This window comes from Archangium sp. (assembly GCF_036389735.1).
In the GTDB taxonomy this organism is placed as follows: Bacteria; Myxococcota; Myxococcia; order Myxococcales; family Myxococcaceae; genus Archangium.
This window is the reverse complement of the sequence record NZ_DASVWK010000617.1, coordinates 1-14,001: the sequence shown is the minus strand read 5'-3', so window position 1 is coordinate 14,001 and position 14,001 is coordinate 1. Positions and strand designations below refer to the sequence as shown.

At 70.7% G+C, this 14,001-nt stretch carries 13 protein-coding genes; 6 read left to right on the top strand and 7 right to left on the bottom strand.

What is annotated here, in order from left to right; genetic code table 11:
• Positions 1-133: 133 nt before the first annotated feature.
• Together recA and VF794_RS21750 are read left to right on the top strand one after the other, a co-directional pair.
• Positions 134-1,228: a recombinase RecA gene (recA, locus tag VF794_RS21755; RefSeq protein ID WP_331113399.1), complete on the top strand. Its 1,095-nt coding sequence runs from the start codon at positions 134-136 to the stop codon at positions 1,226-1,228.
• A 150-nt stretch (positions 1,229-1,378) separates the two neighbouring features.
• Positions 1,379-1,759, top strand: coding sequence for a nuclear transport factor 2 family protein (locus VF794_RS21750; protein ID WP_331113397.1), 381 nt, complete (start codon positions 1,379-1,381; stop codon positions 1,757-1,759).
• Positions 1,760-1,775: 16 nt separating this feature from the next.
• On the opposite strand, the gene VF794_RS21745 is transcribed toward VF794_RS21750, so the two are convergent.
• The 3 genes from VF794_RS21745 to VF794_RS21735 all read right to left on the bottom strand — a co-directional run bounded on the left by VF794_RS21745 (position 1,776) and on the right by VF794_RS21735 (position 5,559).
• Positions 1,776-2,720 (bottom strand): hypothetical protein, encoded by a 945-nt coding sequence (locus VF794_RS21745; RefSeq protein WP_331113395.1) that lies wholly within the window; start codon positions 2,718-2,720, stop codon positions 1,776-1,778.
• A 129-nt stretch (positions 2,721-2,849) separates the two neighbouring features.
• Positions 2,850-4,106 carry a peptidase C39 family protein gene (locus VF794_RS21740; protein WP_331113393.1) on the bottom strand — a complete coding sequence of 419 codons (1,257 nt, stop codon included), beginning with the start codon at positions 4,104-4,106 and terminating at the stop codon, positions 2,850-2,852.
• A gap of 40 nt (positions 4,107-4,146) precedes the next feature.
• Positions 4,147-5,559, bottom strand: a complete 1,413-nt coding sequence (locus VF794_RS21735; protein WP_331113391.1) for a M20/M25/M40 family metallo-hydrolase — start codon at positions 5,557-5,559, stop codon at positions 4,147-4,149.
• Positions 5,560-5,688: 129 nt separating this feature from the next.
• On the opposite strand from VF794_RS21735, the gene VF794_RS21730 reads away from it, so the two are divergent.
• The 3 genes from VF794_RS21730 to VF794_RS21720 are packed head-to-tail and all read left to right on the top strand — an operon-like array spanning position 5,689 to position 9,613.
• Entirely contained in the window at positions 5,689-6,714 is a 1,026-nt protein-coding gene (locus VF794_RS21730) for a dipeptide epimerase (protein ID WP_331113389.1), read from the top strand.
• A complete protein-coding gene (locus VF794_RS21725) occupies positions 6,711-7,913 on the top strand; it encodes a DUF819 domain-containing protein (RefSeq protein ID WP_331113387.1) in 1,203 nt (400 codons plus the stop codon). Before VF794_RS21730 ends, VF794_RS21725 begins: the two co-directional genes overlap by 4 nt.
• A 17-nt stretch (positions 7,914-7,930) precedes the next feature.
• Positions 7,931-9,613 carry an amidohydrolase gene (locus VF794_RS21720; RefSeq protein ID WP_331113385.1) on the top strand — a complete coding sequence of 561 codons (1,683 nt, stop codon included), beginning with the start codon at positions 7,931-7,933 and terminating at the stop codon, positions 9,611-9,613.
• On the opposite strand, the gene VF794_RS21715 is transcribed toward VF794_RS21720, so the two are convergent.
• The 3 genes from VF794_RS21715 to VF794_RS21705 are packed head-to-tail and all read right to left on the bottom strand — an operon-like array spanning position 9,597 to position 11,962.
• A complete protein-coding gene (locus tag VF794_RS21715; protein ID WP_331113383.1) occupies positions 9,597-10,622 on the bottom strand; it encodes a hypothetical protein in 1,026 nt (341 codons plus the stop codon). The two genes, VF794_RS21720 and VF794_RS21715, sit on opposite strands and share 17 nt — an antisense overlap.
• A 3-nt stretch (positions 10,623-10,625) precedes the next feature.
• Positions 10,626-10,994 (bottom strand): hypothetical protein, encoded by a 369-nt coding sequence (locus tag VF794_RS21710; RefSeq protein WP_331113381.1) that lies wholly within the window; start codon positions 10,992-10,994, stop codon positions 10,626-10,628.
• Between the two features lie 32 nt (positions 10,995-11,026).
• Positions 11,027-11,962 (bottom strand): hypothetical protein, encoded by a 936-nt coding sequence (locus VF794_RS21705; RefSeq protein WP_331113379.1) that lies wholly within the window; start codon positions 11,960-11,962, stop codon positions 11,027-11,029.
• A 114-nt stretch (positions 11,963-12,076) separates the two neighbouring features.
• Here VF794_RS21705 and VF794_RS21700 point away from each other — a divergent pair, with 114 nt between their 5' ends.
• Complete coding sequence (locus tag VF794_RS21700) at positions 12,077-13,291, top strand: glycosyltransferase family 4 protein (RefSeq protein ID WP_331113377.1); 1,215 nt, start codon at positions 12,077-12,079, stop codon at positions 13,289-13,291.
• On the opposite strand, the gene VF794_RS21695 is transcribed toward VF794_RS21700, so the two are convergent.
• On the bottom strand, positions 13,222-14,001 hold a 780-nt coding region (locus VF794_RS21695), incomplete at its 5' end, for a glycosyltransferase (RefSeq protein ID WP_331113375.1). The two genes, VF794_RS21700 and VF794_RS21695, sit on opposite strands and share 70 nt — an antisense overlap.

Sequence of the window (14,001 nt, the reverse complement as noted above, 5' to 3'; positions counted from 1 at the left end):
GCTGCTCGTGCGGACACGACGCTGAACGTTCTGGGTCATGTCAGACGGATGGACTAGGGTTTTCCCATCGCGTACTAAACGTGAGTTCAGGTGAGCCGGGGTGGCTCGCCGCATACGCAAGGAGCAAGACGAAATGGCCGTGAATCCAGAGAAGGAGAAGGCGATCGAACTGGCGATGTCCACCGTGGAGCGCCAGTTCGGTAAGGGGTCCATCATGCGGCTCGGAAACGAGGAGCCGCTGGTCCGGGATGTTCAGGCCATTTCGACGGGAAGCATCTCGCTCGACATCGCTTTGGGCGTCGGCGGTGTGCCCCGGGGTCGTATCGTGGAGATCTACGGGCCGGAGTCCTCCGGTAAGACGACCCTCAGCCTCCACATCGTGGCCGAGGCGCAGAAGCGCGGCGGCGTGGCGGGCTACATCGATGCCGAGCACGCGATGGACATCGGCTACGCGCGCAAGCTGGGCGTGCGCACCGATGACCTGCTGCTGAGCCAGCCGGACACGGGCGAGCAGGGGTTGGAAATCGCCGAGATGCTGGTGCGCTCGGGCGCCATCGACGTGCTGGTGGTGGACTCGGTGGCGGCGCTGGTGCCGAAGGCCGAGCTCGAGGGCGAGATGGGCGATGCGCACATGGGCGTGCAGGCCCGCCTGATGAGCCAGGCGCTGCGCAAGCTCACGGGCACCATCAGCAAGAGCCAGACGTGCGTCATCTTCATCAATCAGATCCGCATGAAGATTGGCGTGATGTTCGGCAACCCCGAGACGACCACGGGCGGTAACGCGCTGAAGTTCTACGCGTCGCAGCGCCTGGACATCCGCCGCGTGGGCGCCATCAAGAATGGCGACAACGTGGTGGGCAGCCGCACCCGCGTGAAGGTGGTGAAGAACAAGGTGGCGCCTCCGTTCAAGGAGGTCGAGTTCGACATCATGTACGGCTCGGGCATCTCGCGTGAGGGCGACCTCATCGACCTGGCGTCCAACGACGGCATCGTCGAGAAGAGCGGCAGCTGGTTCTCCTTCAAGGGAGAGCGCATCGGCCAGGGCCGCGAGAACGCGAAGGACTACCTGCGCGACCACGCGGAGGTGTCCAAGGAAGTGGAGCGGCAGGTGCTGGAGAAGTACGGCATCGGCAAGCCGGCGGTGGCCGCGGTGCCCGCGGCCGAGGCCGAGGCTCCCGCCGAGGGCCACCACACCGAGAAGCGCCAGCGCGTGAAGGCCGTGAAGTAGTCCACGCCTTCGTCGCCTGAAGTCCAGGGGCTGTCCTCCGCGAGGGGGGCAGCCCCTTTCTTCTTTGTGGCAGGCTGGGCCTCCATGGACCGCCTGCTCCTGCTGGCCCTCCCACTCCTGGCCTGTACCCACCTCCCGCGAGAAGCCTCCATGCACCCACCCGACGAGGCCCGACTGCTCCAACTGGAGAAGGACATGTTCGAGGCCCTCGAGGCCAAGGACGCCGACGCGTTACGGCGCATCCTCGCCGAGGACTTCGTGCTGCACGTGCCCGGCAGCCCGCCGGTGGAGCGCGAGGCGTTCATCGCCAGCGTGGCGGCCATTCCAGGCACCCTCCTGTCGGTGGAGGGCGAGGGGGTGCGGACGCGCGTCTACGGGGAGGTGGGGATCCTCACTGGCACGCAGCGGGCACGGGTGCGCCTGGAGGACGGCACCACCGTGCTCAGCATCGGCGCCTTCACGGACGTGGCCCTCTGGCGGGACGGGCGCTGGCGGATGGTGCAGGCCCACAGCGTGGAGCTGAAGGAGTAGCACCCCCGGAGGAGGCTCAGCGGCAGGTGCCGCAATCCAACCCGCAGTTGTTGTACTGGTTGGACGTCCCACACGACTCGGTGCGCTGACAGGTCCCGTCACCGCACGTGTAGATTTCCTGGTCGCGCAGCCGCGTCGTCAGGGGTCGGTAGGTGATGCCCCCGTAGGTGCAGGACGCGTAGTACAGCCCCGAGCTGTCCAGCGTGCACGAGGCGGAGCAGTGTCCGGCGTACTGGAGCGGTGCGCACGGGGTGCGCACGCCTCCCGAGTTGTTGGCGAGCGAGCAGGCCCGCACGCTGCTCTGGCTGGCGCCGAGCAGGTTTCCCTCGCTGCCGACGTAGATGCCCTGGTCGCGGAAGAGGTTGCCGAAGAAGCAGCCTTCGCGCTTGGGGAACGTGTTCAGCTCATCGGTGGTGTAGGGAATGGCGGCCCCATTCGCGTTGCGGCCCAGCACGGAGATGGGGACGCTCACGCCGTACTTGTTGGCGTGGGCGGCCAGACACGCGGAGACGAGCTGCTGCTCGGTCTCGGTGGCGGGCGTGCCGCTGGCCCACGCTGGCGTCAGCCCCAGGCTTCCCGTCCACGTATACGTGCGGCCGGTGGTGGAGTCCTTGTAGGTGCGCGTCTGTCCGGAGGGGACGGCGCAGCGGACGACGTAGCCCATCACCTGCTCGGCCATCGCCGGGTTGGACCGGAACCAGGAAGCGAAGGCACTGCTGGACAGGCCGTTGGTGGCAAGGCCGTTGGTGGCCAGGCCGTTGAAGGCCAGCCCGTTGGTGGCCAGGCCGTTGTCGGCGACGACCTCCTGTTCCACGGTTCCGGAGGCTGGCGGCTCGGTGGAGTCCTCCACGGGCCCGCAACCGGTGGTGGGCCACAGCATCAGGACGAACAGCGCCAGGGCGTACGGCCTCGCGTGGACTCCTGGATTGAACCACCTGTGATCGGACTCGCGGCGCTTCATGTGTTCCCCCAGCGTGGATGCACACCACTGGGAGGAGTATGAGCCCCTGCACGGACATCCGGGGAAACCCTGGAACGCGGGTCAGAACGCCCGTGGGCTGGCGAACATCGCCAGCCCCCCTTTAGCGCCTCACTGCACGAAGGTGAACGCGTCCTGAGGCAGGGCGGTGCCCGCGGGCCACAGCACATAGGCCGAGCGGCGCGAGTGGTTCCACGCCTTGAGCAGCTCCTCGCGCTTGTACGTCACGTGCACCGTCTCATCGCTCGGGAAGGCGGGGTCGTTGCAGATGACGTCCCCCTCCGGCGAGAAGCCCTTCACCACGATGAGGTGCCCGTCCGAGCGGGACATGGGCGCGCCCGTCAGCCCGTCCTTCTCGAAGGCGATGCTGATGCTGACCGGGATGCCCTCGGCGATGAGCCGCTCCACCTGCGAGAACGAGTCGAAGCGCGCCACCAGGCCGTGCAGGGCTCCGTCTCCGATCGCGGAGGCATAGGCGGTGTTGAAGGGCCAGTTGCCGGTGCCCTGGTACACCTTGTCGTAGGTGTGCTCGGCCGCCACGGGCACCGGCACCACGAGATCGTTCCGGCCCAGTTGCTTGCCCCAGTACGCGAGCACCATGGAGGTCGAAGTGGGCGAGCACCAGGCGCCGCCATCCGGGGGATAGAGCATCTGCGAGCGGCCGGGCACGTCCAGCACCTTCCCCCAGGCGCGCTTGTCCGAGGCGTCCTCCGAGGGCGTGCGGCCGGTGTCCGTCATCGCCGCCGTCAGCGCGCGCACGCGCGGGCTCACGCCGGGCTTGGAGGAGAAGAGCCACACCGTCATCCGCAGCGCGTCCGCCTTCTTCTTCAGGGAGAGGGTGTCGGTGAAGACGCGGCCCTGCTCGTCCTCCTGGCGGTCCCTGCTGTGGCGCACCACGGTGCCCTGGTCGAAGGCCCAGACGCCGAAGTCGTAGTCCTTCGTCCACTGGCCCTCCACGCGCGCGGCGAGCGTCAGCCGCACCCACGTCCCGGGCGGGGTGAGGACGTCGAAGGAAGGCACCACGTTGTTGAAGCCGCCAGCCAGGGCGTGCTCCTCCGAGCGGGCGCTGCCGAAGACATAGCTACCAGCGGCCACCGGCGTCCCCGCCTCGGGCGGCGTGTGGGAGGGGAAGGGGTCCGCCGTGGTGAGGGCCGAGGCCGCGTCGAGCTCGAGTGCCCCCTCGGGGTTGAGGGCGGTGCCCTGGCGGGTGAAGCGCTCGAAGTCACGCGCCTGGGCGCTCTTCCTCCAGATTTTCGCCACCGGACCGTCCTCCGTGGGGGTGGGCCGTGCTCTCCACGCACAGGCCGTCAACGTCGAAGCCAGCACGACCAGATACAGCGGGAGACGTGTGTTCGTCAGGGTCTTCATGGGGCTTGCTCGGGTGCTGTCGGGGGAGGGGTCCAGGGGCTCACTTCGTCAGCCCCCGTAGGAGTTGATAGACGAATTCGGCGCCCGGTTGGAGCGAGGCCACGGGGATGCGCTCGTTGGGGGCATGGGCCGTGCGGGCGTCGTCCGGCGTGAGGGCGAAGAGGTCGATGCCATAGGCATGGATGCCCGCCCGACGCAGCGCGGTGGACTCGGTGGTGCCGGTGGACATGCGCGGGAAGACGGGGGCGCCCGGCCACACCTTGGCGGCGGCGGCCGTGGCGGCCCGGAACATCGCGTTATCGCCCACCGACGAGGCGGGCGAGTCCGGCGGCGTCATGTTCAGCTCCACCTGGATGTCGCTGTCGTTCACCGCCGCGACGAGCCGGGCGCGGAAGGACTGGATGTCCTCGTCCGGGAGCAGCCGGCAGTTGACGGTGGCCTCGGCGGTTGCGGGGATGACGTTGGGCCGCGTGCCGGCGTGGAAGACGGTGGGCACGCAGGTGGTGCGCAGCACGGCGGCCAGGGCCGGCTCCAGCCGGGCGATGGCGTCCACCGCCTCCTGGGGCGGGTTGTCCGGCGAGGCCGCGAGTCGCTTCAGGGCCTCGCCCAGCTCGCCCTCCGTCACCTTCACGCGGCCCTCCACGTTCAGCCGGGTGACGGGGGTGAGCCGGGTAGGGAAGGTGAGGGCCCCGACGCGCGCCACCGCCGCCGCCAGCCGCACCATCGGGTTGGGCGCGGCCGGAGGCACCGAGGAGTGTCCGCCCGGCCCGGTGGCTCGCAGCACCACGTTGCGCGACACCCGCTCCGCCGCCTGGAGGTTGACGAAGCGCACCCGGCTCCGGTCCGCGGTCAGCTCGGTGAGGCCGCCCTCGTTGATGGCGAGTTCCGTCTCGCGCAGCTCGGGGTGGTGCTCCAGCAGCCACTCGATGCCGTGGCCGGAGGAGCCCACCTCCTCGTCCGCGCTCAGCACCAGCACCACGTCGCGCGAGAGCTTCACCCCCTCGCGCTTCAGCCGCCGCAGCGCCAGCACGCTGGCCGCGACCATGCCCTTGTTGTCCTGGACGCCCCGCCCGTAGAGGAGGCCCTCGCGCTCGGTGAGTACCCACGGGTCGGAGGCCCACTCCTCGCGCCGGGCGGGGACCGTGTCCAGGTGGGCGAGCACCAGCACGGGACGTCCGGCACCGGTACCCTTCAGCCGCGCGAGGAGGTGGGCGCGTCCGGGGGCGGGCTCGGCGAGCTGGGACTCGATGCCGGCCTCGCGCAGCCAGCGCGCGGCCACCTGGGCGGCGGCGGCCTCGTTGCCCGGCGGGTTGGAGGTGTCCACGGCGATGAGCTCGGCGAGCAGTGCGCGCATCTCCCCGGCCGCTGGGGGCGGGGCGCTTCGGGGCTGGCCGGCGGCATGGCCGCAACCCGGCATGGCCAGGAGGGCGAGGACGAAGAGCAGGGGACGCATGCGCACAGTCTATGGAAGTCCCCGGGGCCGTCCATGCCTGCCGTCCGGACTCCACGTTTTCGGTGGGAGAGGAACAGGCTTCGCGGCCCCCCGGCCTGTGGTAATGGCGGGCCCAGAGAGGCCCCCCACATGCCACTGTCCCTGAAAGTCCGAACCGTCGAGTTGCCCCTCCGCCACGCCTGGACCATCTCGCGAGGCACCAGTACCTCGAAGCGCAACGTGCTCGTCGAAGTGCATGACGGGGAGCTGGTGGGCCGGGGCGAGGCCGCCCCCAACGTGCGCTATGGCGAGTCCGCCGAGACCGTCACCGAGGCCCTCGAGAAGCTCGCGCCGGTGCTGGACGGGGATCCGCGGCACTTCCGCGTCCTCTCCGAGCGCATCGAGGCGGCCCTGTCGGGCAACTCCGCGGCGAAGGCGGCGCTGGACATCGCGCTGTATGACCTGGCCGGCAAGCGCCTCGGGGCTCCGCTCCACCGCATGCTGGGGTTGGATCCGGCGCGGATGCCCGTGACGTCGTTCTCCATCGGCATCGACGACCCGGAGACGATGGCCCAGAAGGTGCGCGAGGCGGCACCGTACCCCAGCCTGAAGATCAAGCTCGGCGCCCAGTCGGTGCGCGAGATGTTCGGCGCGGTGAGGTCCGCTACCCCGAAGACGCTGCGGGTGGATGCCAACGAGGCCTGGAGCCCGGAGGAGGCGCTGAAGCACATCGAGTGGATGGCGACGCAGGGCGTGGAGCTGGTGGAGCAGCCCCTGCCGGCCGCGGACGTGGAGGGGGCGAAGTGGCTGCGTCAGCGCTCGCCGCTGCCGCTGGTGGCGGACGAGGCGGTGATGATGGCGGCGGACGTGCCGAAGCTGGCCGAGGGCTACCACGGCATCAACGTCAAGCTCCAGAAGTGCGGCGGCATCCGCGAGGCGCTGCGCCTCATCGAGACGGCGCGCTCCTGCGGGCTGAAGGTGATGCTGGGGTGCATGGTGGAGACGTCGCTGGGCATCGCGGCGGCGGCGCAACTGGGGCCCCTGGTGGACTGGCTGGACCTGGACGGCAACCTGCTCATCTCGGCGGACCCCTTCCGCGGGCACCCCGTGGTGGACGGGCGCATCCTGCTGGGTGACGGGCACGGGCTTGGCGTGGAGCCTCAGCCCTTTCCATGACGCAGCCGCTCATCCAGAACCCCATGGCGGTGCTCACGGTGCTGCTCACCGTGCTGTCGCTGCTGTTCCTCGCCGAGCAGCACCCCGTGGGGGCACGCGTCTTCAGGGTGTTGCCCATCCTGGTGCTCGTCTATTTCGTGCCCACGCTGCTGTCGAACACGGGCCTCATCCCCACGCAGTCCGAGCTCTACGGCTTCGTGTCGGCGTACCTGCTGCCGGCGAGCCTGGTGCTCCAGGTGCTGTCGATGGACCTGCCGGCGATCTCTCGGCTGGGGCGCGGCGCCGTGTTGCTCTTCCTGGCGGGGACGGCGGGCATCATCGTGGGCGGGCCGCTCGCGTACCTGCTGCTGGGCCACCTGATGCCGGCCGATCTCGGGGATCAGGCCTGGAAGGGGCTGGCGGCGCTCAGCGGCTCGTGGATTGGCGGCAGCGCCAACTTCGTGGCCATCGGGCAGAGCATCGGGGCGAGTGACAGCACGCTGAGCATGATGGTGGTGGTGGACGTGGGCGTGTCGAACATGTGGACGGCGGTGCTGCTCTACTTCGCGGGCCGGGAGCGCGAGATGGATGCCCGCATGGGCGCGGACCGGCGGGCCATCGACGTGGTGCGCGAGCAGGTGGAGCGCTTCCAGGCCTCGGTGCTGCGGCCGGCGAGCCTGATGGATCTGGTGTGGATCCTCACCATTGGCCTGGGCTCCACGGTGGTGTGCACGTGGGTGGCGAAGCAGTTGCCGAACATCGGCACCATCATCACGGGCTTCACCTGGGTGGTCATCCTGGTGACCACGGTGGGCGTGGCGCTGTCGTTCACCCCGATGCGCCGGCTGGAGGGGGCCGGGGCGAGCCGCATCGGCGCGCTCTTCCTCTACGTGCTGGTGATGACCATTGGCGCCAAGGCCGACTTCCGGCGGCTGCTGGACGCGCCCGCGATGGTGGCGGTGGGCGTGGTGTGGATGGCGGTACACGCGGCCTTCATCCTGGGGACGCGGCGGCTGCTGCGGGCGCCCATCTTCTTCGCCGCGGTGGGCTCCCAGGCCAACGTGGGCGGGGCGGCCTCGGCGTCGATCGTGGCGGCGGCCTTCCACCCGGCGCTCGCTCCAGTAGGCGTGATGCTGGCGGTGGCCGGCTACGTGCTGGGCACCTACGGCGGGCTCTTGTGCGCGGCGATTCTGGAGCAGGTGTACCACCTCATTCATTGATACCCGAGGAGCTGGAGATGCCGACGATGCGCTCGATGGTGGGGGTGCTCCTCACCCTCTGCCTGGTGGGTTGTGCGATGGCTCCTCGGACGGCGCCGTCCGCGGAGGCCGAGGCTCCGGCCACCCTGGCCATCCTCAATGCCCGCGTGTGGACGGGGAACCCGCGCCAGCCCTGGGCCGAGGCCGTGGCCACGCGCGGCGAGCGGCTCGTCGCCGTGGGCTCGCGTGCCGAGGTGGAGCGGCATCTGGGCCCCAGCACGCGTGTCATCGACGCGAAGGGGCGGCTGCTCGTCCCCGGCTTCAACGATGCGCACGTGCACTTCGTCGACGGTGGCTTCCGGCTCGCCTCCGTGCAGCTCCGCGACGCGAGGACGCCGGCCGAGTTCATCGCCCGGATCAAGGCCTTCTCCGCCACCGTGCCCAAGGGGACATGGATTACCGGCGGGGACTGGGACCACGAGCTGTGGGGCGGCGAGCTGCCGCGCCGCGAGTGGATTGACGCGGTGACGCCGGACCACCCGGTGTGGGTCAACCGCCTGGATGGACACATGAGCCTGGCCAACGGCGCGGCGCTCCGGGCAGCGGGCGTGACGGCCGTGACACCGGAGGTGGCCGGCGGCTCCATCGTCCGGGGTCCGGGCGGCGAGCCCACCGGAATCCTCAAGGACAATGCCCAGGCGCTCGTGGACCGCGTGGTGACCCCGCCCTCGGCGGAGCTGCGGGACCGGGCGCTGGAGGCCGCCATGCGCTACGTGGCCGAGCAGGGCGTCACCTCGGTGCAACACATGGGCACCTGGGAGGAGCTGGACGTCTTCGAGCGGGCGCACCAGTCCGGCCGGTTGCGCACGCGCATCTACGCCGCCGTCCCGCTCGACACCTGGGAGCGCCTGCGCGACACCGTGGCGGCGCGGGGCCGGGGCGACACGTGGCTGCGCATCGGGGCCCTCAAGGGGTACGTGGATGGCTCGCTCGGCTCGCACACCGCGGCCTTCCTCGCGCCCTTCACCGACGCCCCGCAGGACACGGGGCTGCTCGTCAACACCTCCGAGGACCTCTACCGATGGACCTCGGGCGCGGACAAGGCGGGCCTCCACGTGGCGGTCCACGCCATTGGGGATCGCGCCATCCGGCTCCAGCTCGACCTCTTCAAGCGGGTCGCGGAGGAGAACGGACCGCGCGACCGGCGCTTCCGCATCGAGCACGCGCAGCACATCGCGCCGGAGGACGTGCCGCGCTTCGCCGCGCAGCGGGTCATCGCGAGCATGCAGCCCTACCACGCCATTGATGACGGCCGCTGGGCGGATCGGGTCATCGGCCCCGAGCGGTCGAAGACGACCTATGCCTTCCGCTCGCTGCTGGACGCGGGGGCGACGGTGGCCTTCGGAAGCGACTGGTTCGTGGCCCCGCCCACCCCGCTGGAGGGCATCTACGCGGCGGTCACCCGGCGGACGCTGGATGACCGGAACCCCGGGGGCTGGGTGCCCGAGCAGCGCATCGGCGTGGAGGACGCGCTGCGGGCCTACACGGCCGCGGGCGCCTACGCCTCCTATGAGGAGGGGGAGAAGGGCACCCTGGAGTCGGGTCGGCTGGCCGACCTCGTGCTCATCGACCGGGACCTGACCCGCGTGCCGCCGGAGACGATCCGCGACGCCAGGGTGATGCTGACGGTGGTGGGCGGGCAGGTCATCTTCGAGCGTTGACGGAGCGTGTCTCCTCGATGAGCCGCACCGCCTCCTGGGCACCGTTGACGTAAGCGGGCGCAACCTCTTCGCGGTGCGTCCCGGCCCTGGAGGAGAGGAGCGCGCTCACGTGGGCGAGGGCCTCCTCGAAGGTGGAGACCCGCTCGGAGGAGTGGAGCCGCAGCGCCTGCCGGTCGTAGAGCCGCGGCCGGGCGAAGGCCACCAGGGGGGTCCCCGTGGCGCGCGCCTCCTGGACGGTGTTGTAGCCGCCCGCTCCGACGAGCACGTCGATGCCTCGCATCAGCGCGAGGGCGGGCCAGGGCCGCAGCCAGGTGACGGGGGCGGGGACGGACGCGAGGGCACACGGGGCCAGCAACCGGACGGCGGCGCGCGTGCCGAGTTCCCGCTGGAGCATCGCCGCGAGCCCGACGTATTCCTCCACCTCTTCGGGCTGGCCACAGGCCAGGACAGCCACCACGGGCGCTGACGTCTCGCTCACCCGCAGCTCCTGGCGCGCGGAGGTGACGTCGAGCAGCTCCCCGGCCTCGCGCACGAGCCACGGCGGCGTACTCACGGCGCGCGGGTGGTGGGCGAGCGGGGCGGGCTCTCCGGGGACGATGAGCCGGTCATAGGCCTCGACGAAGCGCGCGAGCCCGAAGCGCTCCACGTAGTCCGGATGGAGGTCTCGGTGGACGAGCACCTTGCGGATCTTCAACTCCGGGAGGAGCGGTGCGAGTTCTCCGCCGAGTCCCCGTGGGAAGGTGTCCACCACGAGCACGTCGGGGCCCGCCTGGGCGAGGAGCCGCTCGAAGGCCGCGCGCACGGCGTGCTTGTCGAGCTCGGGACCGAGCCGGTGGACGCGCCCCTCGCCCAGCTCCGCTTCGAGCGCCAGCCCGGCAGCGAAGGCGCTGTTCGTCACCACCTCCACCTGGTGGCCGCGCTGGCGCGCCGCGCGACCGAGGGCCACGGCTCGCGTGAGGTGCCCCATCCCTCCGCCGAGCGCGTAGAGGAGCCAGCGTTCTCCCCTCATGGCTCAGCTCCCGCTCATGTCCTCCTCGAAGTCCCCGGGACGGTCGGCACGCAGCGCCTCTCCATCGGCCTCGGTGAAGTCGTTGGGGTCGTGGAGGTCCTGGGAGCCCCAGGCGCCATGCCCGTAGAAGCCGTAGTTCCGGTAGTAGTAGCTGGAATAGAAGTAGGGGTCGTCGCCGCTGGGCTCCGTGGGCGCCGCCGTCCTGGCGCACTCGATGCAGAGCACCTCCTCCTCCACGGAGCGGCTGTGCTCGTGGCAGATGGACTTGGCGCACCGGGTGCACGACTGGGTGGCGCTTCGGGGACAGTCATGCGTGAAGAGAAAGCCGGCTCTCTCCTGGCAGGCTCCGAACAACTGGTGGCGAGGGGACATGCGGTTCTGGATTCCTGGAGGGCCCGCGGGGCTCAGCTCGTGGGCGAGTGCGCGGCCTTCTTGTCGATGGCGCGCGAGAGGTTGAGGACCTGGTAGAGGCTCAAGAACGACATCGCCACCACGCGGGAGCCGTCCACCTGGGCCGTGTTCACCGGGGCCCTGTTCACCAGGGTCTTCATGGGGGCCTTCTTCAGCTGGGGAGGCGGGACCTCCGCGGTGGGAGTCCACGGCGAGTCCAGGAGCACCGCCAGCTCGACGCGATCCTCCTTGACGTCGAGCCCCTTGACCCGGGTGCCAGGGGGGAGCTGCAACGCACCCTTCGCTCGGGGCCCGAGCCGTGCGAGGTGCTGGTAGCGCTCGGGCTTCACCCGGAGCCGCACCCGGAGGAGCGAGTCGGCGAGCCGCTTGCTCTTGTGCTTGGTCTTGCCCCGGGAGGTCTTCTTCCACCGGCTGCGCACGTCGATGCGCTCGGTCATGTCCAGGCGGAAGTGCGTCCCGTCCAGCAGCCGGCCCTCCACGGTGAGCCACGGATCGATGTAATGCTTCACGTCCCAGCCGGTCCGGGTCTTGCTCTCGCCCCGCAGCTTCTTGTCGTGCGTCTCCGGGCGCAGGTCGATCCGAAGCTGTACCGGCTCGGAGGGGGAGATGTCGGCCTTGAGCAGCTCCACCACCCGGGAGACCAGCTCGTAGCGCCGGTTCTCCAGGTTGAGCCGCTTGTGGCGGGAGTGGAGCACGAAGGCGCCGATGCTCACGGCGGCCGGGATCGGCATGAGCAGGATGAGCCCGGTGAACGTCAGGATGCCCGCGAGGGCCAGGGAGCTCCAGCCCACTTTGGACGTCCGGGCCTGCAGCTTCTCCTTGTTGGCATCCAGGTCGCGCAGGAAGCGCAGGTCCTCGAGCAACTGGGTGCAGGAGGTGCGGGTGCTGTGGACGAGTTCCTCGCGGAAGCGTTTGACGTCGACGGCCAAGGTCTGGCGCCCTTTGATAAGGAGAGGAGGGTGGATGGTAGGAGCCCACCTTCCCGTGGGTCAATCACTCAGGGGTTTGGTGCCGCGCACCCGACGCGGGATACTGGGGGGGCCGTGTCCTCCCCTGGAATCGTCTACGCGTCCTTCGACCGCTTCCCCGCGCCCAAGGGAGCGGCGGTCCACATCCGCGCCTTCACCGAGGCGCTCGGGCGGGCCTTTGGCGAGGTGGACCTGCTGGCCCTCGAGGGGGAGGGGGTGGAGCCGCCCCCGGAGGGCGTCCGCTTCCATCCCCTGCGCGTCGAGGGGGCGGATCTCATCCAGCAGGCCATGAGCTTCCGCACGCGGCTCGCGGCGTGGTGGCAGGGCAGGGACCGGGCCTCCGTGGTGCACGTGCGCTCCATCTTCGAGGGCTACCCCATCGCCCGGCGCAAGGAGGCGCTCACCGACCGCCTGGTGTTCGAGGTGAACGGCCTGCCCTCCATCGAGCTGAAGTACCACGCGCCGGCGGTCGCCGAGGACGAGGAGCTGCTGCGCAAGCTGGTGGCGCAGGAGGACTACTGTCTGGCGCGGGCGGACCTCCTCCTCACCCCGAGCGCGGTGACGGCGGAGCACCTGGTGTCGCGTGGGGCGGCGCCGGGACGCATCCGGGTCATCCCCAACGGGGTGGACACCGGGCTCTTCTCCTTCCAGGCGCCACGTCCCTGGGAGGAGCGGCCGGTGCGCCTGCTCTACAGCGGGACGATGACCTCCTGGCAGGGCGTCCACCACGCCATCGAGGCCTGCCGCCTGCTGCGCCGGGACGTGCCAGTGCTCCTCACGCTGGTGGGGCCCACGCGCCGGCGGCAGCGCCGCGAGCTGCTCGACCTGTGCGGGGAGCTGGTGGCCGCGGGCGCGGTGGAACTGCTGGAGCCGCTGCCGCAGGCGGAGCTGGCGAGGCTCCACCATGCCTGTGACGTGGTGCTGGTGCCGCTGCCGCCCAACGACCGGAACCTAGTCCAGGGGTGCTGCCCGCTGAAGCTGCTGGAGGCGATGGCCTCGGGCACGCCGGTGGTGGCGAGCGACCTGCCGGTGGTGCGCGTGGCGGCGGAACATGGAGTGCACGCGCTGCTCGTCCGCCCGGGCTCGCCGAAGGCCATCGCCGAGGGGGTGCGCGCGTTGAGGGCGGACCCGGCGCTCGGCCCCCGGATGGCACGGCAGGCGCGGGCCCGCATCGAGCGGGACTTCACCTGGGCGCGGGCGCAGGAGGCCCTGGTGGTGGCCTACGAGGAGGCCTTCGGGATGGCGCGGGAGAGCACCCGCTGGAGCACCTCGGCCTCGGCCCGGGCCTGAAAGCGCTCCTCGATGCGGGCGCGGGCCGCGGCGCCCAGGGCGGCCCTTCGCTCCTCGGGGAGGCTCAGCACGTCGAGGACCGCCTGCCCCAGGTGGTTGAGGAGCGCCTTGGGGACGAGGAAGCCGTTGCGCTCGTGCTCGAGGGCCTCGGGGATGCCGCCCGCGTCGCTGGCGATGACCACGCGGGCACAGGCCATGGCCTCGAGCATCGCGTTGGGCATGCCATCCCAGAGCGAGGGCTGGAGGTAGACGTCACAGAGGCGCAGGTGGGCGGCCACGTCCTCGGGGGCGTCGAGCCGGCCGGACACGAGGATGCGCGCGGCGTCCTCGGGGTGCTCGGCGCGAAAGGAGGAGAGGAGCTCCAGGTCTCGGGCGCGCACCTCGCCGATGACGAGGAGACAGGCGGGCCGCACCTTGCGCACCTCGGTGAGGGCGGACAGGAGGAAGGGGACGCCCTTCTTGTGGCGCAGCTCTCCAGAGAAGCCGAGCACGAGCTCACCGGGTTGGATGCCGAGGCGCTCGCGCAGCGCGGGGTCCGCCGGGCCGGGGTGGAAGAGGGTGGTGTCCACGGCGTTGGGGATGACCTCGACGCCCGGGTCGCGCCCGAGCAGCATGGCCATCGTGCGCCCGAGGTCCCCCGAGGCGGCGGTGAGGACGGTGGCGCGCTGGAGCGTCCAGAGGAGGCGGGCGAAGTCACCCGGGGGGAACAT

Excerpts from the sequence above, each read along its gene's own strand:
- recA (WP_331113399.1), top strand. The coding sequence starts at position 134 with ATGGCCGTGAATCCAGAGAAGGAGAAGGCGATCGAACTGGCGATGTCC.
- VF794_RS21750 (WP_331113397.1), top strand. The coding sequence starts at position 1,379 with ATGCACCCACCCGACGAGGCCCGACTGCTCCAACTGGAGAAGGACATG.
- VF794_RS21745 (WP_331113395.1), bottom strand. The coding sequence starts at position 2,720 with ATGAAGCGCCGCGAGTCCGATCACAGGTGGTTCAATCCAGGAGTCCAC.
- VF794_RS21740 (WP_331113393.1), bottom strand. The coding sequence starts at position 4,106 with ATGAAGACCCTGACGAACACACGTCTCCCGCTGTATCTGGTCGTGCTG.
- VF794_RS21735 (WP_331113391.1), bottom strand. The coding sequence starts at position 5,559 with ATGCGTCCCCTGCTCTTCGTCCTCGCCCTCCTGGCCATGCCGGGTTGC.
- VF794_RS21730 (WP_331113389.1), top strand. The coding sequence starts at position 5,689 with ATGCCACTGTCCCTGAAAGTCCGAACCGTCGAGTTGCCCCTCCGCCAC.
- VF794_RS21725 (WP_331113387.1), top strand. The coding sequence starts at position 6,711 with ATGACGCAGCCGCTCATCCAGAACCCCATGGCGGTGCTCACGGTGCTG.
- VF794_RS21720 (WP_331113385.1), top strand. The coding sequence starts at position 7,931 with ATGCCGACGATGCGCTCGATGGTGGGGGTGCTCCTCACCCTCTGCCTG.
- VF794_RS21715 (WP_331113383.1), bottom strand. The coding sequence starts at position 10,622 with ATGAGGGGAGAACGCTGGCTCCTCTACGCGCTCGGCGGAGGGATGGGG.
- VF794_RS21710 (WP_331113381.1), bottom strand. The coding sequence starts at position 10,994 with ATGTCCCCTCGCCACCAGTTGTTCGGAGCCTGCCAGGAGAGAGCCGGC.